Consider the following 14576-nt stretch of genomic DNA (forward strand, 5'->3'; position numbering starts at 1 on the left):
CGGTGGTCGGCGGTAGACCGGTGCCGTCCCGCCCCGACGGAGGAGGTTCCCGTGCGCATCGTCGTCAGCACACCGACCGGGCAGGTCGGGTCGCGCGTCGTGGCGCGCCTGCACCGTGCCGGCGTCCGGCCGGTGGTGGTGGTCCGCGACCCCGCCCGCCTCGCGCCCGACGTCCGGCGCCGCAGCGAGGTCGTCACGGCCGACCTCATGGACCTCGACGCCGTCGTGCGCGCCACGCGCGGCGCCGACGCGCTGCACTGGGTCGCGCCGTCGCTCGGACCCGACCCCGTCGCCGCCTACGACCGGCTCGGACGCGTCGCCGCGGCGGCCGTGCGCGAGAACGGCGTGGCCCGCGTCGTGGTGCAGAGCAGCGTCGGTGCCGAAGCCCGACAGGGGTTCGGCGAGATCGACGGCCTCGGCGCCCTCGAGGAGCACCTCGACGGCAGCGGTGCGGCGGTCACGCACCTGCGCTGCGGCTACTTCTTCAGCAACCTGCTCCTGGACCTCGCCGCGCTGCGGGCCGGCGTCGTCGCGTCGCAGCTCGAGGTGGACCGTCGGATCCCGTGGGTCGCGCCGGACGACGTCGCGGACGTGGCGGCGCTGCGCCTGCTGTCGGTCGACTGGTCCGGTCGCACGACGCAGGGCGTGCTCGGCCCGGCGGACCTCTCCGGCGCGGACGTCGCCGCGACGCTGACGGAGCTCGTCGGCCGGCCGTTCCGGGCCGAGCAGGTCGCCGACGACGTCGTCGCGGAGCAGCTGCGCGCCGTCGGCATGCCGCCGACGCAGGTGGAGGCGGTGGTCGGCATGGCGCGCGGGTTCCGATCCGACGTCCGCCAGGAGGACGCCCGCGACGCGGTGAGCACGACACCGACGACCTTCCGGTCATGGGCCGCCGAGCACCTGGCGCCGGAGCTGCGCGGCGGGAGAGGTACCGGAGAAGACATGGGATGACTGGCGGGCTCCCGGGTACCCGCGCCGTCGGGATGTCGGCCTCGTGCCGGGGTGCGAGCATCAGGTCATGGACGAGGACGAGCGCACGCAGGTGGCGAAGGACTTCCACGAGGCGGTCACCATGACGCCGGCCGAGCTCGAGCGCTGGCTCGAGACCGACGAGTCACGGTCCGTCGGCCAGAAGGACGGCGGCGGCGAGTCGGTCGGCCACGAGTCGGGACGCCGCATCGTCGAGATCCTGCGCACGAAGAAGGCCGACCTGACGGACGACGACCACGAGCACATGCGCAAGGTCGTCGGCTACGTGCACCGGCACCTGGCGCAGCGACCCGACGGCGACGTCACCGACACGCGCTGGCGGTACTCGCTGATGAACTGGGGTCACGACCCACTGACGTGACGCGCTGAGGCCGGGTCGTCGAGGACCCGGCGCGACGGGCGCTGCATGCCCCTCTCCGGCACTCCAGCCACAACGCCGATAATGTGCATTATGTCAGAACGCGCGCGGAGGCGAGTCCGCCTGTCGCTCCGACCGCTCCCTCAGGCCGGGTCGGACCGCGGGCTGGCGGCGAGCCCGGCGACGTCGACGTGGCGCTCGTAGCGCTCCTCGGTGCGGTCCGGGTCCCGCGGCAGCACCTGCCGCTCGCCGGTGCGCACGAAGCCGGCGCGCACGTACAGGTCGACGGCGGACGCGTTGTCCTCGACGACCCACAACGACACGGTGTCGGCGCCGTCCTGCGCCGCGGCCCGCACCACCGCGTCGAGCATCGCCCACGCGACGCCCTGGCGGCGCGCTTCCGGGGCGACCCACATCTGGACGACGTGGCGGTCGTGCTCGGGTGATCCCGGCTCCTGGATCATCGACACGAGCCCGCGAGGCGTCCCGTCGTCGTCGACGGCGACCCACGTCGAGCTCGTGCGCAGCCGCATGCGCCAGTGCGACTCGAGGAACCGCTCCTCGCGCGCGAGCGACGACCCGAAGACGTCCGGCGACTCGCGCAGCGCCCGCAGGCGGATGTCACGGACGAGCGTCCAGTCGTCCTCGACCACGGCGCGGATCTGCATCGGGCCAGGATGCCCTACGTCGGTGCCGGCGCGCCTCAGCCGACCTCGCGCGCCGTCGGGCCGTCGTCGGGGCGCTGCTCCCCCAGGCCGTCGGCGCCGTCCAGGTCGGCCGCCGCACGCCGCTCACCACCGTGGCCCGCGGGGTCCGGGACGGAGCGGGCGAGGTCGGCCACCTCCTCCTCGGGACGCGGCGGGACGGTCTCGTCCTGCTCCAGGTGCGGCACGTCGTGGCTCTCCGACACGGTGTCTCCTTCCGACGCGCCCACGCTAGCCACCCCATCCTCGTCCGGCGACCGGTCCGCCCCGCGGCACCGCCCTCAGCCCGGGAGCCGCAGCGGCTCCCCCGACGCGAGCACGACGAGCTCGCTCGCCGGCACGAGCGTGCGCAGGAGGCGCACCGCGCCCGCGCGACCCCGCTCGCTCAGCAGCTCGTCGTGGATCGGCACGACCGTGCGCGGCGCCACGGCGCGGACGTAGTCGGCGGCGTCCGCGAGCCGCAGCCACGGCGCGCCGACCGGCTGCAGCAGCACGTCGACGGACGTGCCGGCCGGCGGCAGGGTGTACGAGTCGCCCGGGTGCAGCAGCACGTCGTCGACGAGGTACGCCACGTTCGCGGGCACGGGCAGGTCCGGGTGGATCACCTCGTGCCGCTCCCCCAGCACCCGGACGCGCGCGCCGGCGACCGTGAGGTCGTCGCCGTCGGCGACCGGGTGGAGCCGGTGCCGGGGCGCGCCCGCCGCCTCCAGGTCGGCGACCACGGTCCCGGGAGCCCACACGTCGACCCCGGCACGGACGCGGTCGGCCACGGCCCCCACCTCGACGTGGTCGGGGTGCTCGTGCGTGATCAGGACGGCCTCCGCACCGTCGAGCGCGGCGTCGAGGTCGCTCCAGGTGCCCGGGTCGACGACGAGCACGCGCCCGTCGCGCTCGACGCGGACGCAGGAGTGCCCGTGGCGGGTGATCGTCAGCGGCATGCGCCCATCCTGGTGCAGCGGTGGCGCCGACGCACCGGCGCGCCGCGCGGCGATTCGTGCGGCACCGGCCGCCCGACTACCGTGGCCGCGTGCTGGTCCTCGGTGTGTGCAGCCTCAAGGGTGGTGTCGGCAAGACCTCGGTGACGCTCGGGCTGGCCTCGGCCGCCCTCGAGCGCGGGGTGCGCACCCTCGTCGTCGACCTCGACCCGCAGGGGGACTCGACGATGGCGCTCGGCGCCGCCGGTGCCGCCGCGGGCGACGTGGCGTCCGTGCTGGACGCGCCGTCCGACGCCACGGTGGCGGCCGCGACCGCACCGTCGAGCTGGTCCGACCGCGGCCTCGACGTCCTCGTCGGCTCGGAGCGGTCGGTGCTGCACGACCGCGTGGACGACGACGACCTCGACCGCCTCCGCTACGCGCTGTCCTGGGTGGCGGGCTACGACCTCGTGCTCATCGACTGCCCGCCGTCGCTGGGCGGGCTGACCCGCACGGGCCTGACCGCCTGCGACCGTGCGGTCGTGGTGACGGAGCCGGGCCTGTTCGCGGTCATGGCCGTCGGCCGGGCGATGCGCACGATCGACGAGCTGCGCCGTACCGCCGCGCCCGGGCTGCAGCCGCTCGGCATCGCCGTGAACCGGGTCCGCGCGCGCTCGGTGGAGCAGGCGTACCGGTTGCAGGAGCTGCAGACGCTCTACGGTCCCCTGGTCCTCTCCCCCAGCGTCCCCGAGCGGGCGGCGCTGCAGCAGGCGCAGGGCGCGGCGCAGCCCGTGCACGCGTGGCCGGGTGCGGCCGCCGCGGAGCTCGCGGACGTCTTCGACCAGCTGCTCGAGCGGGCTCTGCGGGCGCCGCGCCGCTGACGGCCCTCTCCCCCGGTCGCCGAGGCGCGTCGCCGTCACGTCGGCCGGGTCGTCGCCCCGGCACGCGCACGCCGCCGGGCGGGCCCGAGCACGACGACGCCCGGCCGGTGCTCCGGCCGGGCGTCGGGTGGGTCGCTGGTGCGGCGTCAGCCGGCGGTGCGCGCCTGGCGGCGCAGGGCGAGCTCGTCGTGCGGGTTCGCCACCGGCGCGGCGCCCTCGTCCTCGGCGCGCTCGGTCGGCAGCTCGGCGAGCGTGCCCTCGACCTCGCGCCACACGCGGCCGACGGCGATGCCGAACACGCCCTGCCCGCCCTGCACCAGGTCGATGACCTCGTCGGCGGACGTGCACTCGTAGACGCTGGCACCGTCGGACATCAGCGTGATCTGCGCGAGGTCGTCGACGCCGCGCTCGCGCAGGTGCCCGACGGCCGCACGGATCTGCTGCAGCGACACGCCCGTGTCCAGGAGCCGCTTGACCACCTTGAGCACCAGGATGTCCCGGAAGCTGTACAGCCGCTGGGTGCCCGAGCCCGTGGCGGGGCGGATCGACGGCTCCACCAGGCCGGTGCGGGCCCAGTAGTCGAGCTGACGGTAGGTGATGCCGGCGGCGCGGCACGCGGTCGGCCCGCGGTACCCCGTCGCGACGTCGAGGTCGGGGAGGTCGTCGTCGAACAGCAGGCCCTGCGCACGCTGCGGGACGGGTCCGGAGTTCTCGGCAGTCTCGTTGCTCACCACGGGCCTCCCTCGGCGTCCGCGGTGCGGGCGCGCTCTTCTCGATCTGCCTGCAACGCTAGGCCTGCGTCGACAGGACTGCAACGAGCCGACCCGGCGTGTCGCGCGCGCATGTCTCACCTTCAGGTGGAGGTCGAGGGTGTGGACGCCCCGGTCCTCACACGTCGAGCCCACCCGGTTCGGCGCCCGGCTCCTGCCCGGTCTCGAAGTCCTCCGCCGACACCTGGTCGAGGAACTCGCGGAACTGCGCGAGATCCTCCTCGCGCGTCGCCGGCCGCACCTCCACGCCGGCCACGGCCACCACCTCGGCGGAGCACAGCACCGGGCAGTCGAAGCGCAGCGCGACCGCGATCGCGTCCGACGCCCGCGAGTCGACCCGCTGCCCGCCGCGCAGCACGAGCGCCGCGTGGAACACGCCGTCCTCGAGCCGCGTGATCTCGACGTGCACGACCGGGGCGCCCGCCGCGACGAGCGCGTCCCGCAGCAGGTCGTGCGTCATGGGTCGCGGCGGCACGACGCCGGCCTGCGCGGACGCGATGGCCGATGCCTCCGTCGGGCCGATGAGGATCGGCACGAGCAGCGCGGAGTCCGGGTCCAGCAGGAGCACGACGATCTCGTCGTCGGCCAGGTGCGTGCGCACGCCGACGACCTCCACGGGCACCAGCTCGGGATCCTCGGACACGCCACCACGCTACGACGCGCTCGCGGCGGCGTCTGCCCGAGACCGGCACCGCGTGTCCTGCGCGCAGCGGCTCGGCACGTGTGCCGTCAGGGAGTGAGGTCGGCGACCGCGGAGCGCAGCAGCGCCGTCTGCATCTGGGCGCACAGCTCGCCCACCTCGGCGGCCAGCGTCGAGGCGCGCGCCCGGGCGGACACGCTGCGCTGCCCGCGCCACGGTGCGACCACCTGGTCGACGAGGTCGGCCTGGCGGTCGGCGGCGGCGCGGAACGTGCGCAGGTGCCGCGGGTCGATGCCGTGCTCGGCCAGCGCCGCGGCAGCCACCACCACCTCGCGGGCCCACGCGTCGAAGACGCCGCGGTGGTCCGGGCGCAGCACGCCCTGCGCGACGAGGTCGTCCACGAGCTCCGGCGGCACGCGGGCCTCCTGCGCGAGGCGCTCCGCGGTGAGCCGGTCCGGCGTCCGCGCCACGCCGTCGCTCGTCGCGAGACGGGCACGCGGCGGCGCCTCGTCCTCCTCCTCGCCGGCGTCGAGGGCGGCCAGCCGCTCCCCGATGACCTTGAGCGGCATGTAGCGGTCGCGCTGCTGGCGCAGCACGAACCGCAGCCGCTCGACGTCCGCCGGCGAGTACTGCCGGTACCCGGACGGCGTGCGCACCGGCGCGACCAGGCCCTGCTCCTCGAGGAAGCGCAGCTTGGACGTCGTCACGGCGGGGAACTCGAGCCGCAGCGCCGCGAGGACGTCCGAGATGCGCATGCTCGCGCGCCGCGACAGCCCTCGGGGCCACGGTTCGGTGACCGCCTCCGCCGGCTGCCCGCCGCGCGGCTCCGTCCGAGGCGCAGCCGTCCGCGGCGCCGCCGCCCGCGCGACCGCGCCGTCAGGAGGCGTCACGGTGGGGGCTGGGGTGGAACGTCATGCGGTACTTGCCGATCTGCACCTCGTCGCCCGCGCGCAGGACGACCTGGTCGATGCGCGTGCGGTTCACGTACGTGCCGTTCAGCGAGCCGATGTCCCGGACGACGAACTGGTTGCCGTCGCGGACGAAGTCCGCGTGCTTGCGCGACACCGTGACGTCGTCGAGGAAGATGTCGGCGCTCGTGCTGCGGCCGGCCGTCGTGCGCTCCGCGTCGAGCAGGAACCGCGCCCCGGAGCTCGGCCCCCGCTGCATGATGAGCAGCGCCGAGGTGGGCGGGAGGGCCTGCACCGCGGCCGACTCGTCGGCCGTCAGCCCCACGCGTGCGGGGGCCTCCTGCTCGACGGGTTCCAGCGAGCCGAAGCTGACGGTCGTGTCGGGTCCGTCGCCGCGGTACGTCGGCAGCCCTCCGGCCGGAGCCGGTCGATCGTCGCTCATGTGCACCTCCCGTGTCGGTCGCGGGCGCGTCGACGCTCCCGCCTCGACCCAGCCGTCGCGGGTCTCACCCTATGTGGTGTCGGCACGTCCGTGCAGCACAGTGAGCACCTGGGCGAGTGACGTGCGGTCAGCCGCCGTCCGGCACCGGGGTCGCGTGCACCGGCTCCGGCAGCTCGCGCAGCGCGGTCACGTCGACGCGCTCGAGCGTCTCGACGGTGCCGCGCCCGCCGTCCGTGCGGACCTTCGCGACGGCCCCGCCGGGGATCTCGAGGGCCGTGGCGATCGTGTCGGGCTCGCCGATGACGAGCCAGCGGTACGGCGGCGACAGCGTCACGCCGTCCAGCACGATCTCGCCGGGCGCACCGGTGAACGCGCTGCTGGCCGTCACGCGCCGGTCGTTCACCTGGATGGCCTCCGCACCGGCGTTCCGCAGCTCCTCGAGCACGTGCAGCATCGTCGCGGCGCGGATGCTCGGCGAGGTCTCGGTGAGCGTCACCCGGACGCCCGGACCGGTCGCCGGCAGCCGGCCGGTGAGGATGCCCTGCGTGGCCGCGTTGCGGCGTGCGGCGTCGAGCGCCGCCTGCTGACGGTCGGAGCCGGACAGGAGCTCGTCGTGCTCGCGCTGCAGGTCCGCGGCCTCCTGCGCGAGCTCGTCCGCGCGCGTCGTCGTCTCGTCCAGCAGCCGTACGAGGTCGTCCTGCCGGAGCGAGCCGAGCTGCGTGTCCGTGGTCTGGCGGACCTGGACGACCAGCGCGAAGCCGAGCAGCGCGCACAGCGCCGCCGTGAGCAGCTGCCCGGCCGTGGTCCGCGGTCGCATGGCGTGCGCGAGCCGCGCCCACGCCGACCGCTCCCCCGGGGGGCGCTCGTGCCGCACGGGCTCCGGCGGTGCGGCCACCGGGACCACGCCCGTGCCGTCGGCGGCGACGTCCTCGTCCCGCCGGGCGCCGACCGCCGCGTCGTCCGGCAGGTCCGGCGCCCGGTCCGCGAGCGGGACGACCGTCGACGTACTCGGCGGCTCCTCCCGGGCCTCGACGCCGCCGCGCTCGTGCGCCACCTCCGCCGCGTCGGACCGGTGCGCGGCGTCCGCGGCCACGGCAACCGGGCCTGGCCCGTCGGGCGCGGGTCCGTCGGGCGTGGCTCCGTCGGGTGTGGCTCCGTCGGGCGTGGCTCCGTCGGGCGTGGCTCCGTCGACGGCGAGGTCGTCGACCGCCGGGTCGTCGAGTGCCGGGTCGTCGAGCGCGAGGCCCTCGACCTGCCGGTCGTCGACCACGAGGTCCTCGCCGCGCACACGCTCGTCGCCGGCGGCCACGTCCCACCCGAGGTCGCCGAGGCCCAGGGGGTCACGGGGGTCGATGGCGGGCGCGTCGTCCGTCGCGGCGGTGCGGGCGTCGCGGTCGTCCGCCCGGGCCAGGGGCACGGCGTCGTCGGCGCCGAGGTCGCCGGCCGCGTCGGGCCCCTCGGCCGCGACGACGTCGTCGGTGGGCACGACCCGGTCGCCCGGGGGCCGGTCCGCGGGCGTCGCGTCCGACGCGTCGCCGGTCACGCCGGGGGCATCCCCGGCGTCCCTCCCGGGCGCCGCGTCCTGCCGGTCGTCCGCGGTCGTCATGCCTTGAACAGGTGGCGTCGGATCGACGCGGCGTTGGAGAAGATGCGGATGCCGAGCACGACGATGACGGCCGTCGTCATCTGCGAGCCGACCCCGAGCTGGTCGCCGAGGAACACGATGAGCGCGGCCACCACGACGTTCGAGAGGAACGACGTGAGGAAGACGCGCTCGTCGAAGATGCCGTCGAGGAAGGCGCGCAGGCCGCCGAACAGCGCGTCGAGCGCCGCCACGACCGCGATGGGCAGGTACGGCTGGAGGTTCGCCGGCACCGTCGGCTCGATGAGCAGGCCGGCGACGACGCCGAGCACGAGCCCGATCACCGCGATCACGAGCGCTCCCCTCCGTCAGGACGCCCCGACACTGCCACATCCTCCGTCACCGGCCCAAGGGACTCCGCAGCAGTCCCCCGGCCGGCCGCGGTGCCCCGACGACCCGGCGCCGGGGCCGACCCGGACGCCGTCGTGGCGTCCGGGTCGCCGAGGACCCGGGCGGACCGGAGCGTCGGGGACCCGGCGGCGGGCAGCTCCAGACGCTCCTGCACGGTGACCTGGACCCCGATCCGGAACTGCTGGCGCAGGCTCGCGAGCCGCTGCCCGGCGGTCCCCCGCGCGAGGCCGGTCTGCAGCCCGGAGGGGTCCCCGACGGCCTCGACCGTGTACGGGCTGCCGAGCGGCCGCATGTCGACCAGCACCGCGGCGCCCGCACCGCGGATCGCCGTCGTGGACGTGAGGCGGGCACCGTTGATCGCGACCGCCTCCGCACCTGCCGCCCACAGGCCGTTCGCGAGCAGCTGCAGGTCGCCGTCCTGGACGCGGTTGTCGGGGTTCTCCTCCTCGCCCGGGCCCGGCACCCAGTCGGTGAGGACGATCCGCAGGCCGGGCCCCGAGACGGGCACCCGCCCGCCGGGCACCGCGTCCTGCTGGAGCTGGGCGAGCAGCGCGGGGTCCTCGCTCGACGCCGCCGCGGTCTGCAGCGCGGCGATCTCGGCCGACAGGCGCGCGTTCTCGTCGCGCAGCGCCTCGGCGCGGTCGGTCCGCTCGCGGATCTCCGCCTCGAGGAGGGCCCGGGCCTCGAGCACCGCGGGCGGCGGGCGGCGCAGCGCGGAGGCCGCCGAGCTCGCGAACGCGCCGAGCGCGACGGCCAGCACGAGCAGCGCCGCGCCGCCGCGCCGGGTGCGGCGCGGGGCGGTGCCGGCACGCCGGCGGTCCGCGACCTCCTGGTAGCCGGGGTCCAGCGGGCGCCGGTAGGTCTCGTTGATGAGCGTCATCGACGCGTCCGCCGGCCGGTGCGGCCCGGGCTGCGCGTGGCGACGGTTCACGACGCGGTCGCCCGGTCGCGCCGCCGGTCGGCGCGCAGGACCGTGCCGGCCTGGGCCAGGTAGAGCACGCCGGCGAACCAGTAGAGGGCGACGCCCCACAGCGCGCACGCCCAGCCGAGCACGCCGGCGGCCTGCCCCAGCGCCGACGGCCACTGCGACAGGAACAGCAGCGGGAAGGCGTACAGGAGGACGAGCGTGCCGGCCTTGCCGGCGAGGTGCACCCGCAGCGGCGGGTACCCGGCGCGGGCCAGCACGAGCAGCATCACCGCCAGCACGACGTCCCGTGCGACCAGCACCACGACGAGCCACACCGGCACCGTGCCGCGCCACGCGAGCCCGAGCAGCGTGACGAGGATGAACAGGCGGTCGGCCGCCGGGTCCAGCATCTGACCGAGCCGGGTGACCTGGTGCATGCGCCGCGCGACGACGCCGTCGAGCCAGTCGCTCGCGCCGGAGACGGCGAGCACGACGAGCGCCCACGCGTCCTCGCCGTTCGCGACGAGCACCGCGAACACGGGCACGAGCAGCAGCCGTGCGAGGCTGATGACGTTGGGGACGGTGAGCACGCGCGTGCTGACCGCCTGCTCGTCCGTCACGCCCTCCCCCGTCCTCGTCCTGCCGGTGATCCTATGCGTACGCGCCCCGCGGCCCGGCCGCGACGTCCCGGCAGGGCACGACACCGACACCGACACGCCACGACGTCGCGGCGTCGCGCAGCGCCGCGTCACCGAGCCGCGTCACCCGGCCGGCGTCACCCACCCGGCGTCGTACGGCGCGGCCCGCGGGAGGGTGGCAGGCTCGAGGGATGAGCCGCGCCGTGGACCCGCAGGTCGTGGACCGGCTGCTGCGCACGCCGGCCACGTGGGCCGTGGTCGGCCTGTCGACCAACACGGCGCGGGCCGCGTACGGCGTCGCGGCGTACCTGCAGCGGCTCGGCCACACGGTCGTGCCGGTGCACCCGAGCGCGCCGACGGTGCACGGCGTCCCGGGTGTGCGCCGCCTCGCGGACCTCGCCGAGCCGCCCGACGTCGTGGACGTGTTCGTCAACAGCCGCATCGCCGGGGGCGTCGTCGACGAGGCGGTCGCGGCCGGTGCGCGGGCGGTGTGGCTGCAGCTGGGCGTGGTGGACGAGGCGGCGGCCGTCCGCGCGCGTGCCGCCGGGCTGACGGTCGTCATGGACCGCTGCCCCGCGATCGAGGGGCGCGCCCGGGGCCTCGGCTGACCCGTGTGCGAGAGGTCACCGCGGCCCGCCGGTCCGCTCGGGCCCCGTCGCGGGTAGGCTGTCCAGGACAACAGGAGTCGTGTCGCGTCCCCGCGCGGGACGGCGAGCCCCCGGGCCGCCGTGTCCTGCCGATGCGTGTCGGACCGCCCGAGCGGCGGTCCAGTGTGGGTTTCACGGGGTGAGCGACGTCGAAGGACGCCTTCGGGCGGCCCCGTCTCCCCCCTCCGACCGAACGGTCTCCCTTTGAGCACCATGCTGTCCGCACCCCTGCCCTCCTCCGACGCGACGGCCGCCGACGCCGTCACGTCCTTCGCCGACCTCGGCCTGTCCGACGAGCTGCTCACGGCCGTCACGGGCCTCGGCTTCACGGCGCCGACCCCCGTCCAGGCGCAGACGATCCCCGCCCTCCTCGACGGCCGCGACGTCGTCGGCGTCGCGCAGACCGGCACCGGCAAGACGGCGGCGTTCGGCCTGCCGCTGCTGCAGAACGTCGACCCGTCGCTGCGTGCCGTGCAGGCCGTCGTCCTGACGCCGACGCGCGAGCTCGCGATGCAGGTCGCCGACGCCATCACGTCGTTCGCCGAGCACCGCGAGGGCCTGCAGGTCGTCGCCGTGTACGGCGGCTCCCCCTACCTGCCGCAGCAGCGCGCCCTCGCGCGCGGCGCCCAGGTGGTCGTCGGCACGCCCGGCCGCGTGATCGACCACCTCGACCGCGGCACCCTGAAGCTGCAGGACGTCCGGTTCCTCGTGCTCGACGAGGCGGACGAGATGCTCCGGATGGGCTTCGCCGAGGACGTCGACCGCGTGCTCTCGCAGACGCCCGCGCCGCGGCAGGTCGCCCTGTTCTCCGCGACGATGCCCGCGCAGATCCGGCGCGTCGCCGAGAAGCACCTCGTCAAGCCGGTCGAGGTCGCCGTCGCACGGCAGTCCTCGACGGTCGCGGCCGTGTCGCAGTCGTACGCGGTCGTCCCGCACCGCCACAAGGCCGGTGCGCTGGCGCGGGTGCTCGCCGTGAGCGACGCCGACGCCGCGATCGTCTTCGTCCGGACCCGCGAGGCGGCCGAGGAGGTCGGCAACCTGCTGATCCAGCGGCAGATCGCGGCCGCCCACATCTCCGGTGACGTCGCGCAGGCCGACCGCGAGCGGATCGTCGAGCGGCTGCGGTCCGGCGCGCTCGACGTGCTCGTCGCGACCGACGTGGCGGCGCGCGGGCTCGACGTCGAGCGCATCGGCCTCGTGGTCAACATGGACGTGCCGCGCGAGGCCGAGACCTACGTGCACCGCATCGGCCGTACCGGCCGCGCCGGCCGCACGGGCGCCGCACTGACGTTCGTGACGCCGCAGGAGCGCGGCAAGCTGCGCCAGATCGAGCGCACGACGCGCACCCCGCTGGTCGAGACGACGATCCCCAGCCCGGCGGAGGTGTCGGCGCACCGTGTCGCGCAGCTGCTGGGCCGGACGCCGGAGCGCCTGGACGCCGGCCGTCTCGAGCTCTACCGGGACGCCGTGCGCACGCACCTCGCGGAGCACCCCGAGGTCGACGTCGCGGACCTGCTCGCCGCCGTAGCGGCCCTGGCGGTCGGCGACGAGGGCCCGGCGCCGCGCGGCTCCGAGGTCGAGGACCTCGACGACGCCGTGCGCCGGGCTCGCGAGACGCCTGACGACGGCCGCTCCGGCGGCGCCGGCCACGCCCCGGCGGGTCGTCGGCGTGCGACCACCGGCGGACCGAGCGGGCGGCCGCGCTACCGCGTCGCCGTCGGCCACCGGGACGGCGTCCAGGCGGGTCAGCTCGTCGGAGCGCTCACCGGCGAGGGCGGCCTGCAGGGCGCCGAGGTCGGCCGGATCGACATCTTCCACACGTTCGCCCTCGTCGACATCCCCGCGGGCCTGACGCCCGAGGCCGTCGACAAGCTCGGCCGCGCGCGCGTCGCGGGCCGCCCGCTGCGCATCCGCGTGGACACGGGCCCGCGCAACCACCCGAGCCGCGGCGAGAAGGTGCACCGCACCCACGCCTGAGCCTGACGCACGGCCCGGCCACCGAACGGTGGCCGGGCCGTGCTGCGTCCGGGCCACCCGCGGCGGTCACCCGTGCCGCCAGGGCCGGCGCCCGGTACCGCCCGACGGCGAGGGCCGCGTCAGCGCAGGACGGTCCCCCGCAGCGGGTCCGGCCGGGTCTGCTCGCGCAGCAGCACGATGTCCGCCTCGCGCAGCACGTCGGCGACGTCGCGCATGCCGCGCACGCTGCCGAGCACGCCGATCGCGATGCGCGGACCGATGTCGCGGCGCAGGCGCTCCAGCAGCTCCGAGAGCCGGTCGGGCATGCCGCCCGCGCCGACGTCGTCGACGAGCACCGCGAAGTCGTCCTCGCCGATGCGCGCGGTCGTGTCGCCCTCGCGCAGCGGGCGCCGCAGCTGGCGCACGACCTCCCGGTGCACGTCGGGCGCGACGTCGGAGGGCTCCCGACCGGTCGTCGGCGCCTGCTCGACGACGCGCACCAGCGCGAGCGCGCAGTCGTACGCCGGCGACCGGCGGGTGCGCAGCAGGGCCGCGCCGAGCCGGTCCAGGAAGAGCAGGCGGTTCACCAGACCCGTCTCGGGGTCGTGCAGCGCGTCCCGCTGGAGCGCGATCTCCGCCTCCTTGCGCTCGGTCACGTCGACGAGCGTGCCGACGAGCCGCGCCGGGCACCCCGCGTCGTCCAGCACGGTGACCGCGCGGCACATCATCCAGCGGTAGTCGCCGGACGACGTGCGGACGCGGTGCTCGAGCTCGAGCGGCGTGCCGCAGCCCGCGAGCTGGGCGGCGACGGCGGCGGACAGCTCGTCGCGGTCGGCCGGGTGCACGCGCTCGAGCCACTCGGCGGGCTGGTCGCCGATCACCTCGTCGCCGTACCCGAGCGTCTGCTTCCAGCGCGGCGAGTAGTAGACGGTGCCGGCGGACACGTCCCAGTCCCACGTGCCGTCGTGCGCGGCCATCGACGCCAGCGCGTACCGCTCCTCGCTCTCGCGCACGGTGTCGGCGAGCGCGCGCTCGCGCGCGGCCGCCTGCTCCAGCGCCTTGCGCTGCTCCCGCAGGGACGCGAGCAGACGCTCCTGGTCGAGGGCGACGGCCAGCAGCGCGGCCCAGTGGTTGAAGCGGTCGCGCGGCTGGGTGGACCGGGTCTCGACGACGCCGTCGATCGCGAGCAGGCCCCAGTCGCTGCCGCCGAACGTCACGGGCACGACGAACGTCAGCTCGTTCGAGCCCACGGTGCCCGCCCGCGTCAGCGCCGCGGGCGGGAACTGGCTGGCCGTCGTGCGGACGCCCACGAGGCGGGACAGCGTCCCGGTGGTGTCGTGCACGCCGACGATCTCCATCTCGCGGTCGCCCGGGCCGCGGTCCGACCCCACCCAGAGCCCGAGGCACGCGTGCCCCCGCACGCCGCGCGGCAGCCAGCCGAGCGCGCGCGGGCTGGCCCCGTCGCCGCGGAGCAGGTCCATGTCGACCTCGTACTGGTCGACGATCGTGCGCTCGAGCTGGCCGCTGCGCGCGAGCATGGCCCGGGTGCAGCCCTTCGTCACCGCGAGCAGCACGTCGGTCACCGCACGCCGGACGGCCGGGGCGTTCTGCCGGCGTGCCTCGGAGAGCGCTTCCACCTGGCGGCACTCCACCGCACGGAGCACCGTGACGGACTGCTCGAGCGCCTCGGGGTGCGGCTGGAGCGCGGCGGTGAGGTCCGCGAGACGGCCCAGGGCCGCGGCCGCCGGTGCGACGCCGCGCTCGGCGGCGGCCTCCACGGGGTCGACCACCGCACGCCACCACGCCTCGCGCGCGTCCGGGCCGGGCC

Annotated in this window: 17 protein-coding genes; 5 read left to right on the forward strand and 12 right to left on the reverse strand. The window is 76.2% G+C overall.

Annotation, left to right across the window (positions count from 1 at the left end):
* Window positions 1–51: 51 nt before the first annotated feature.
* Window positions 52–951, forward strand: a complete 900-nt coding sequence (locus AB6N23_RS08790) for an NAD(P)H-binding protein (RefSeq protein WP_412865712.1) — start codon at window positions 52–54, stop codon at window positions 949–951.
* A gap of 67 nt (window positions 952–1018) precedes the next feature.
* Complete coding sequence (locus AB6N23_RS08795) at window positions 1019–1351, forward strand: DUF3140 domain-containing protein (RefSeq protein ID WP_378205650.1); 333 nt, start codon at window positions 1019–1021, stop codon at window positions 1349–1351.
* 140 nt (window positions 1352–1491) lie between these two features.
* Here the strand turns inward: AB6N23_RS08795 and AB6N23_RS08800 are convergent, their stop codons facing one another.
* From AB6N23_RS08800 to AB6N23_RS08810, 3 genes are all read right to left on the reverse strand, one after another.
* Entirely contained in the window at window positions 1492–2016 is a 525-nt protein-coding gene (locus tag AB6N23_RS08800; RefSeq protein WP_412865713.1) for a GNAT family N-acetyltransferase, read from the reverse strand.
* 35 nt (window positions 2017–2051) lie between these two features.
* Window positions 2052–2258, reverse strand: coding sequence for a hypothetical protein (locus AB6N23_RS08805; protein WP_412865714.1), 207 nt, complete (start codon window positions 2256–2258; stop codon window positions 2052–2054).
* 75 nt (window positions 2259–2333) lie between these two features.
* Window positions 2334–2990: an MBL fold metallo-hydrolase gene (locus tag AB6N23_RS08810; RefSeq protein WP_412865715.1), complete on the reverse strand. Its 657-nt coding sequence runs from the start codon at window positions 2988–2990 to the stop codon at window positions 2334–2336.
* Window positions 2991–3079: 89 nt separating this feature from the next.
* On the opposite strand from AB6N23_RS08810, the gene AB6N23_RS08815 reads away from it, so the two are divergent.
* The gene (locus AB6N23_RS08815) at window positions 3080–3847 is read left to right on the forward strand and encodes a ParA family protein (protein WP_412865716.1); all 768 of its coding nucleotides are present in this window, start codon (window positions 3080–3082) and stop codon (window positions 3845–3847) included.
* 146 nt (window positions 3848–3993) lie between these two features.
* Here the strand turns inward: AB6N23_RS08815 and AB6N23_RS08820 are convergent, their stop codons facing one another.
* The 8 genes from AB6N23_RS08820 to AB6N23_RS08855 all read right to left on the reverse strand — a co-directional run bounded on the left by AB6N23_RS08820 (window position 3994) and on the right by AB6N23_RS08855 (window position 10127).
* The gene (locus AB6N23_RS08820; RefSeq protein WP_412865717.1) at window positions 3994–4581 is read right to left on the reverse strand and encodes a MerR family transcriptional regulator; all 588 of its coding nucleotides are present in this window, start codon (window positions 4579–4581) and stop codon (window positions 3994–3996) included.
* Window positions 4582–4735: 154 nt separating this feature from the next.
* On the reverse strand, window positions 4736–5260 hold the full coding sequence (locus AB6N23_RS08825; protein ID WP_412865718.1) for a bifunctional nuclease family protein: 525 nt from the start codon (window positions 5258–5260) through the stop codon (window positions 4736–4738).
* 86 nt (window positions 5261–5346) lie between these two features.
* Window positions 5347–6012, reverse strand: a complete 666-nt coding sequence (gene ftsR, locus AB6N23_RS08830) for a transcriptional regulator FtsR (protein ID WP_378205629.1) — start codon at window positions 6010–6012, stop codon at window positions 5347–5349.
* A gap of 121 nt (window positions 6013–6133) precedes the next feature.
* Window positions 6134–6607: an FHA domain-containing protein gene (locus AB6N23_RS08835; protein WP_378205626.1), complete on the reverse strand. Its 474-nt coding sequence runs from the start codon at window positions 6605–6607 to the stop codon at window positions 6134–6136.
* Between the two features lie 127 nt (window positions 6608–6734).
* Window positions 6735–8150 carry a DUF881 domain-containing protein gene (locus tag AB6N23_RS08840; protein ID WP_412865719.1) on the reverse strand — a complete coding sequence of 472 codons (1416 nt, stop codon included), beginning with the start codon at window positions 8148–8150 and terminating at the stop codon, window positions 6735–6737.
* Between the two features lie 59 nt (window positions 8151–8209).
* Entirely contained in the window at window positions 8210–8542 is a 333-nt protein-coding gene (locus AB6N23_RS08845) for a small basic family protein (RefSeq protein ID WP_136519984.1), read from the reverse strand.
* Entirely contained in the window at window positions 8539–9531 is a 993-nt protein-coding gene (locus AB6N23_RS08850) for a DUF881 domain-containing protein (protein ID WP_412865720.1), read from the reverse strand. The genes AB6N23_RS08845 and AB6N23_RS08850 overlap by 4 nt, the downstream gene beginning before the upstream one ends.
* Window positions 9528–10127, reverse strand: coding sequence for a CDP-alcohol phosphatidyltransferase family protein (locus tag AB6N23_RS08855; RefSeq protein ID WP_412865721.1), 600 nt, complete (start codon window positions 10125–10127; stop codon window positions 9528–9530). The genes AB6N23_RS08850 and AB6N23_RS08855 overlap by 4 nt, the downstream gene beginning before the upstream one ends.
* A 209-nt stretch (window positions 10128–10336) precedes the next feature.
* Between AB6N23_RS08855 and AB6N23_RS08860 the strand changes: the two genes are divergently transcribed.
* Both AB6N23_RS08860 and AB6N23_RS08865 read left to right on the forward strand, forming a co-directional pair.
* Window positions 10337–10753: a CoA-binding protein gene (locus tag AB6N23_RS08860; protein WP_412865722.1), complete on the forward strand. Its 417-nt coding sequence runs from the start codon at window positions 10337–10339 to the stop codon at window positions 10751–10753.
* Between the two features lie 252 nt (window positions 10754–11005).
* Complete coding sequence (locus tag AB6N23_RS08865) at window positions 11006–12769, forward strand: DEAD/DEAH box helicase (RefSeq protein WP_412865726.1); 1764 nt, start codon at window positions 11006–11008, stop codon at window positions 12767–12769.
* A gap of 119 nt (window positions 12770–12888) precedes the next feature.
* On the opposite strand, the gene AB6N23_RS08870 is transcribed toward AB6N23_RS08865, so the two are convergent.
* The coding region (locus tag AB6N23_RS08870; protein WP_412865723.1) for a PAS domain-containing protein at window positions 12889–14576 on the reverse strand (1688 nt) is incomplete at its 5' end.

It is taken from the genome of Cellulomonas pasadenensis (assembly GCF_047229365.1).
In the GTDB taxonomy this organism is placed as follows: Bacteria; Actinomycetota; Actinomycetes; order Actinomycetales; family Cellulomonadaceae; genus Cellulomonas.

What these genes read in the sequence shown, in the direction of transcription:
- AB6N23_RS08860 (WP_412865722.1), top strand. Translation starts at nt 10,337, where the DNA reads ATGAGCCGCGCCGTGGACCCGCAGGTCGTGGACCGGCTGCTGCGCACG.
- AB6N23_RS08800 (WP_412865713.1), bottom strand. Translation starts at nt 2,016, where the DNA reads ATGCAGATCCGCGCCGTGGTCGAGGACGACTGGACGCTCGTCCGTGAC.
- ftsR (WP_378205629.1), bottom strand. Translation starts at nt 6,012, where the DNA reads ATGCGCATCTCGGACGTCCTCGCGGCGCTGCGGCTCGAGTTCCCCGCC.
- AB6N23_RS08810 (WP_412865715.1), bottom strand. Translation starts at nt 2,990, where the DNA reads ATGCCGCTGACGATCACCCGCCACGGGCACTCCTGCGTCCGCGTCGAG.
- AB6N23_RS08795 (WP_378205650.1), top strand. Translation starts at nt 1,019, where the DNA reads ATGGACGAGGACGAGCGCACGCAGGTGGCGAAGGACTTCCACGAGGCG.
- AB6N23_RS08865 (WP_412865726.1), top strand. Translation starts at nt 11,006, where the DNA reads ATGCTGTCCGCACCCCTGCCCTCCTCCGACGCGACGGCCGCCGACGCC.
- AB6N23_RS08835 (WP_378205626.1), bottom strand. Translation starts at nt 6,607, where the DNA reads ATGAGCGACGATCGACCGGCTCCGGCCGGAGGGCTGCCGACGTACCGC.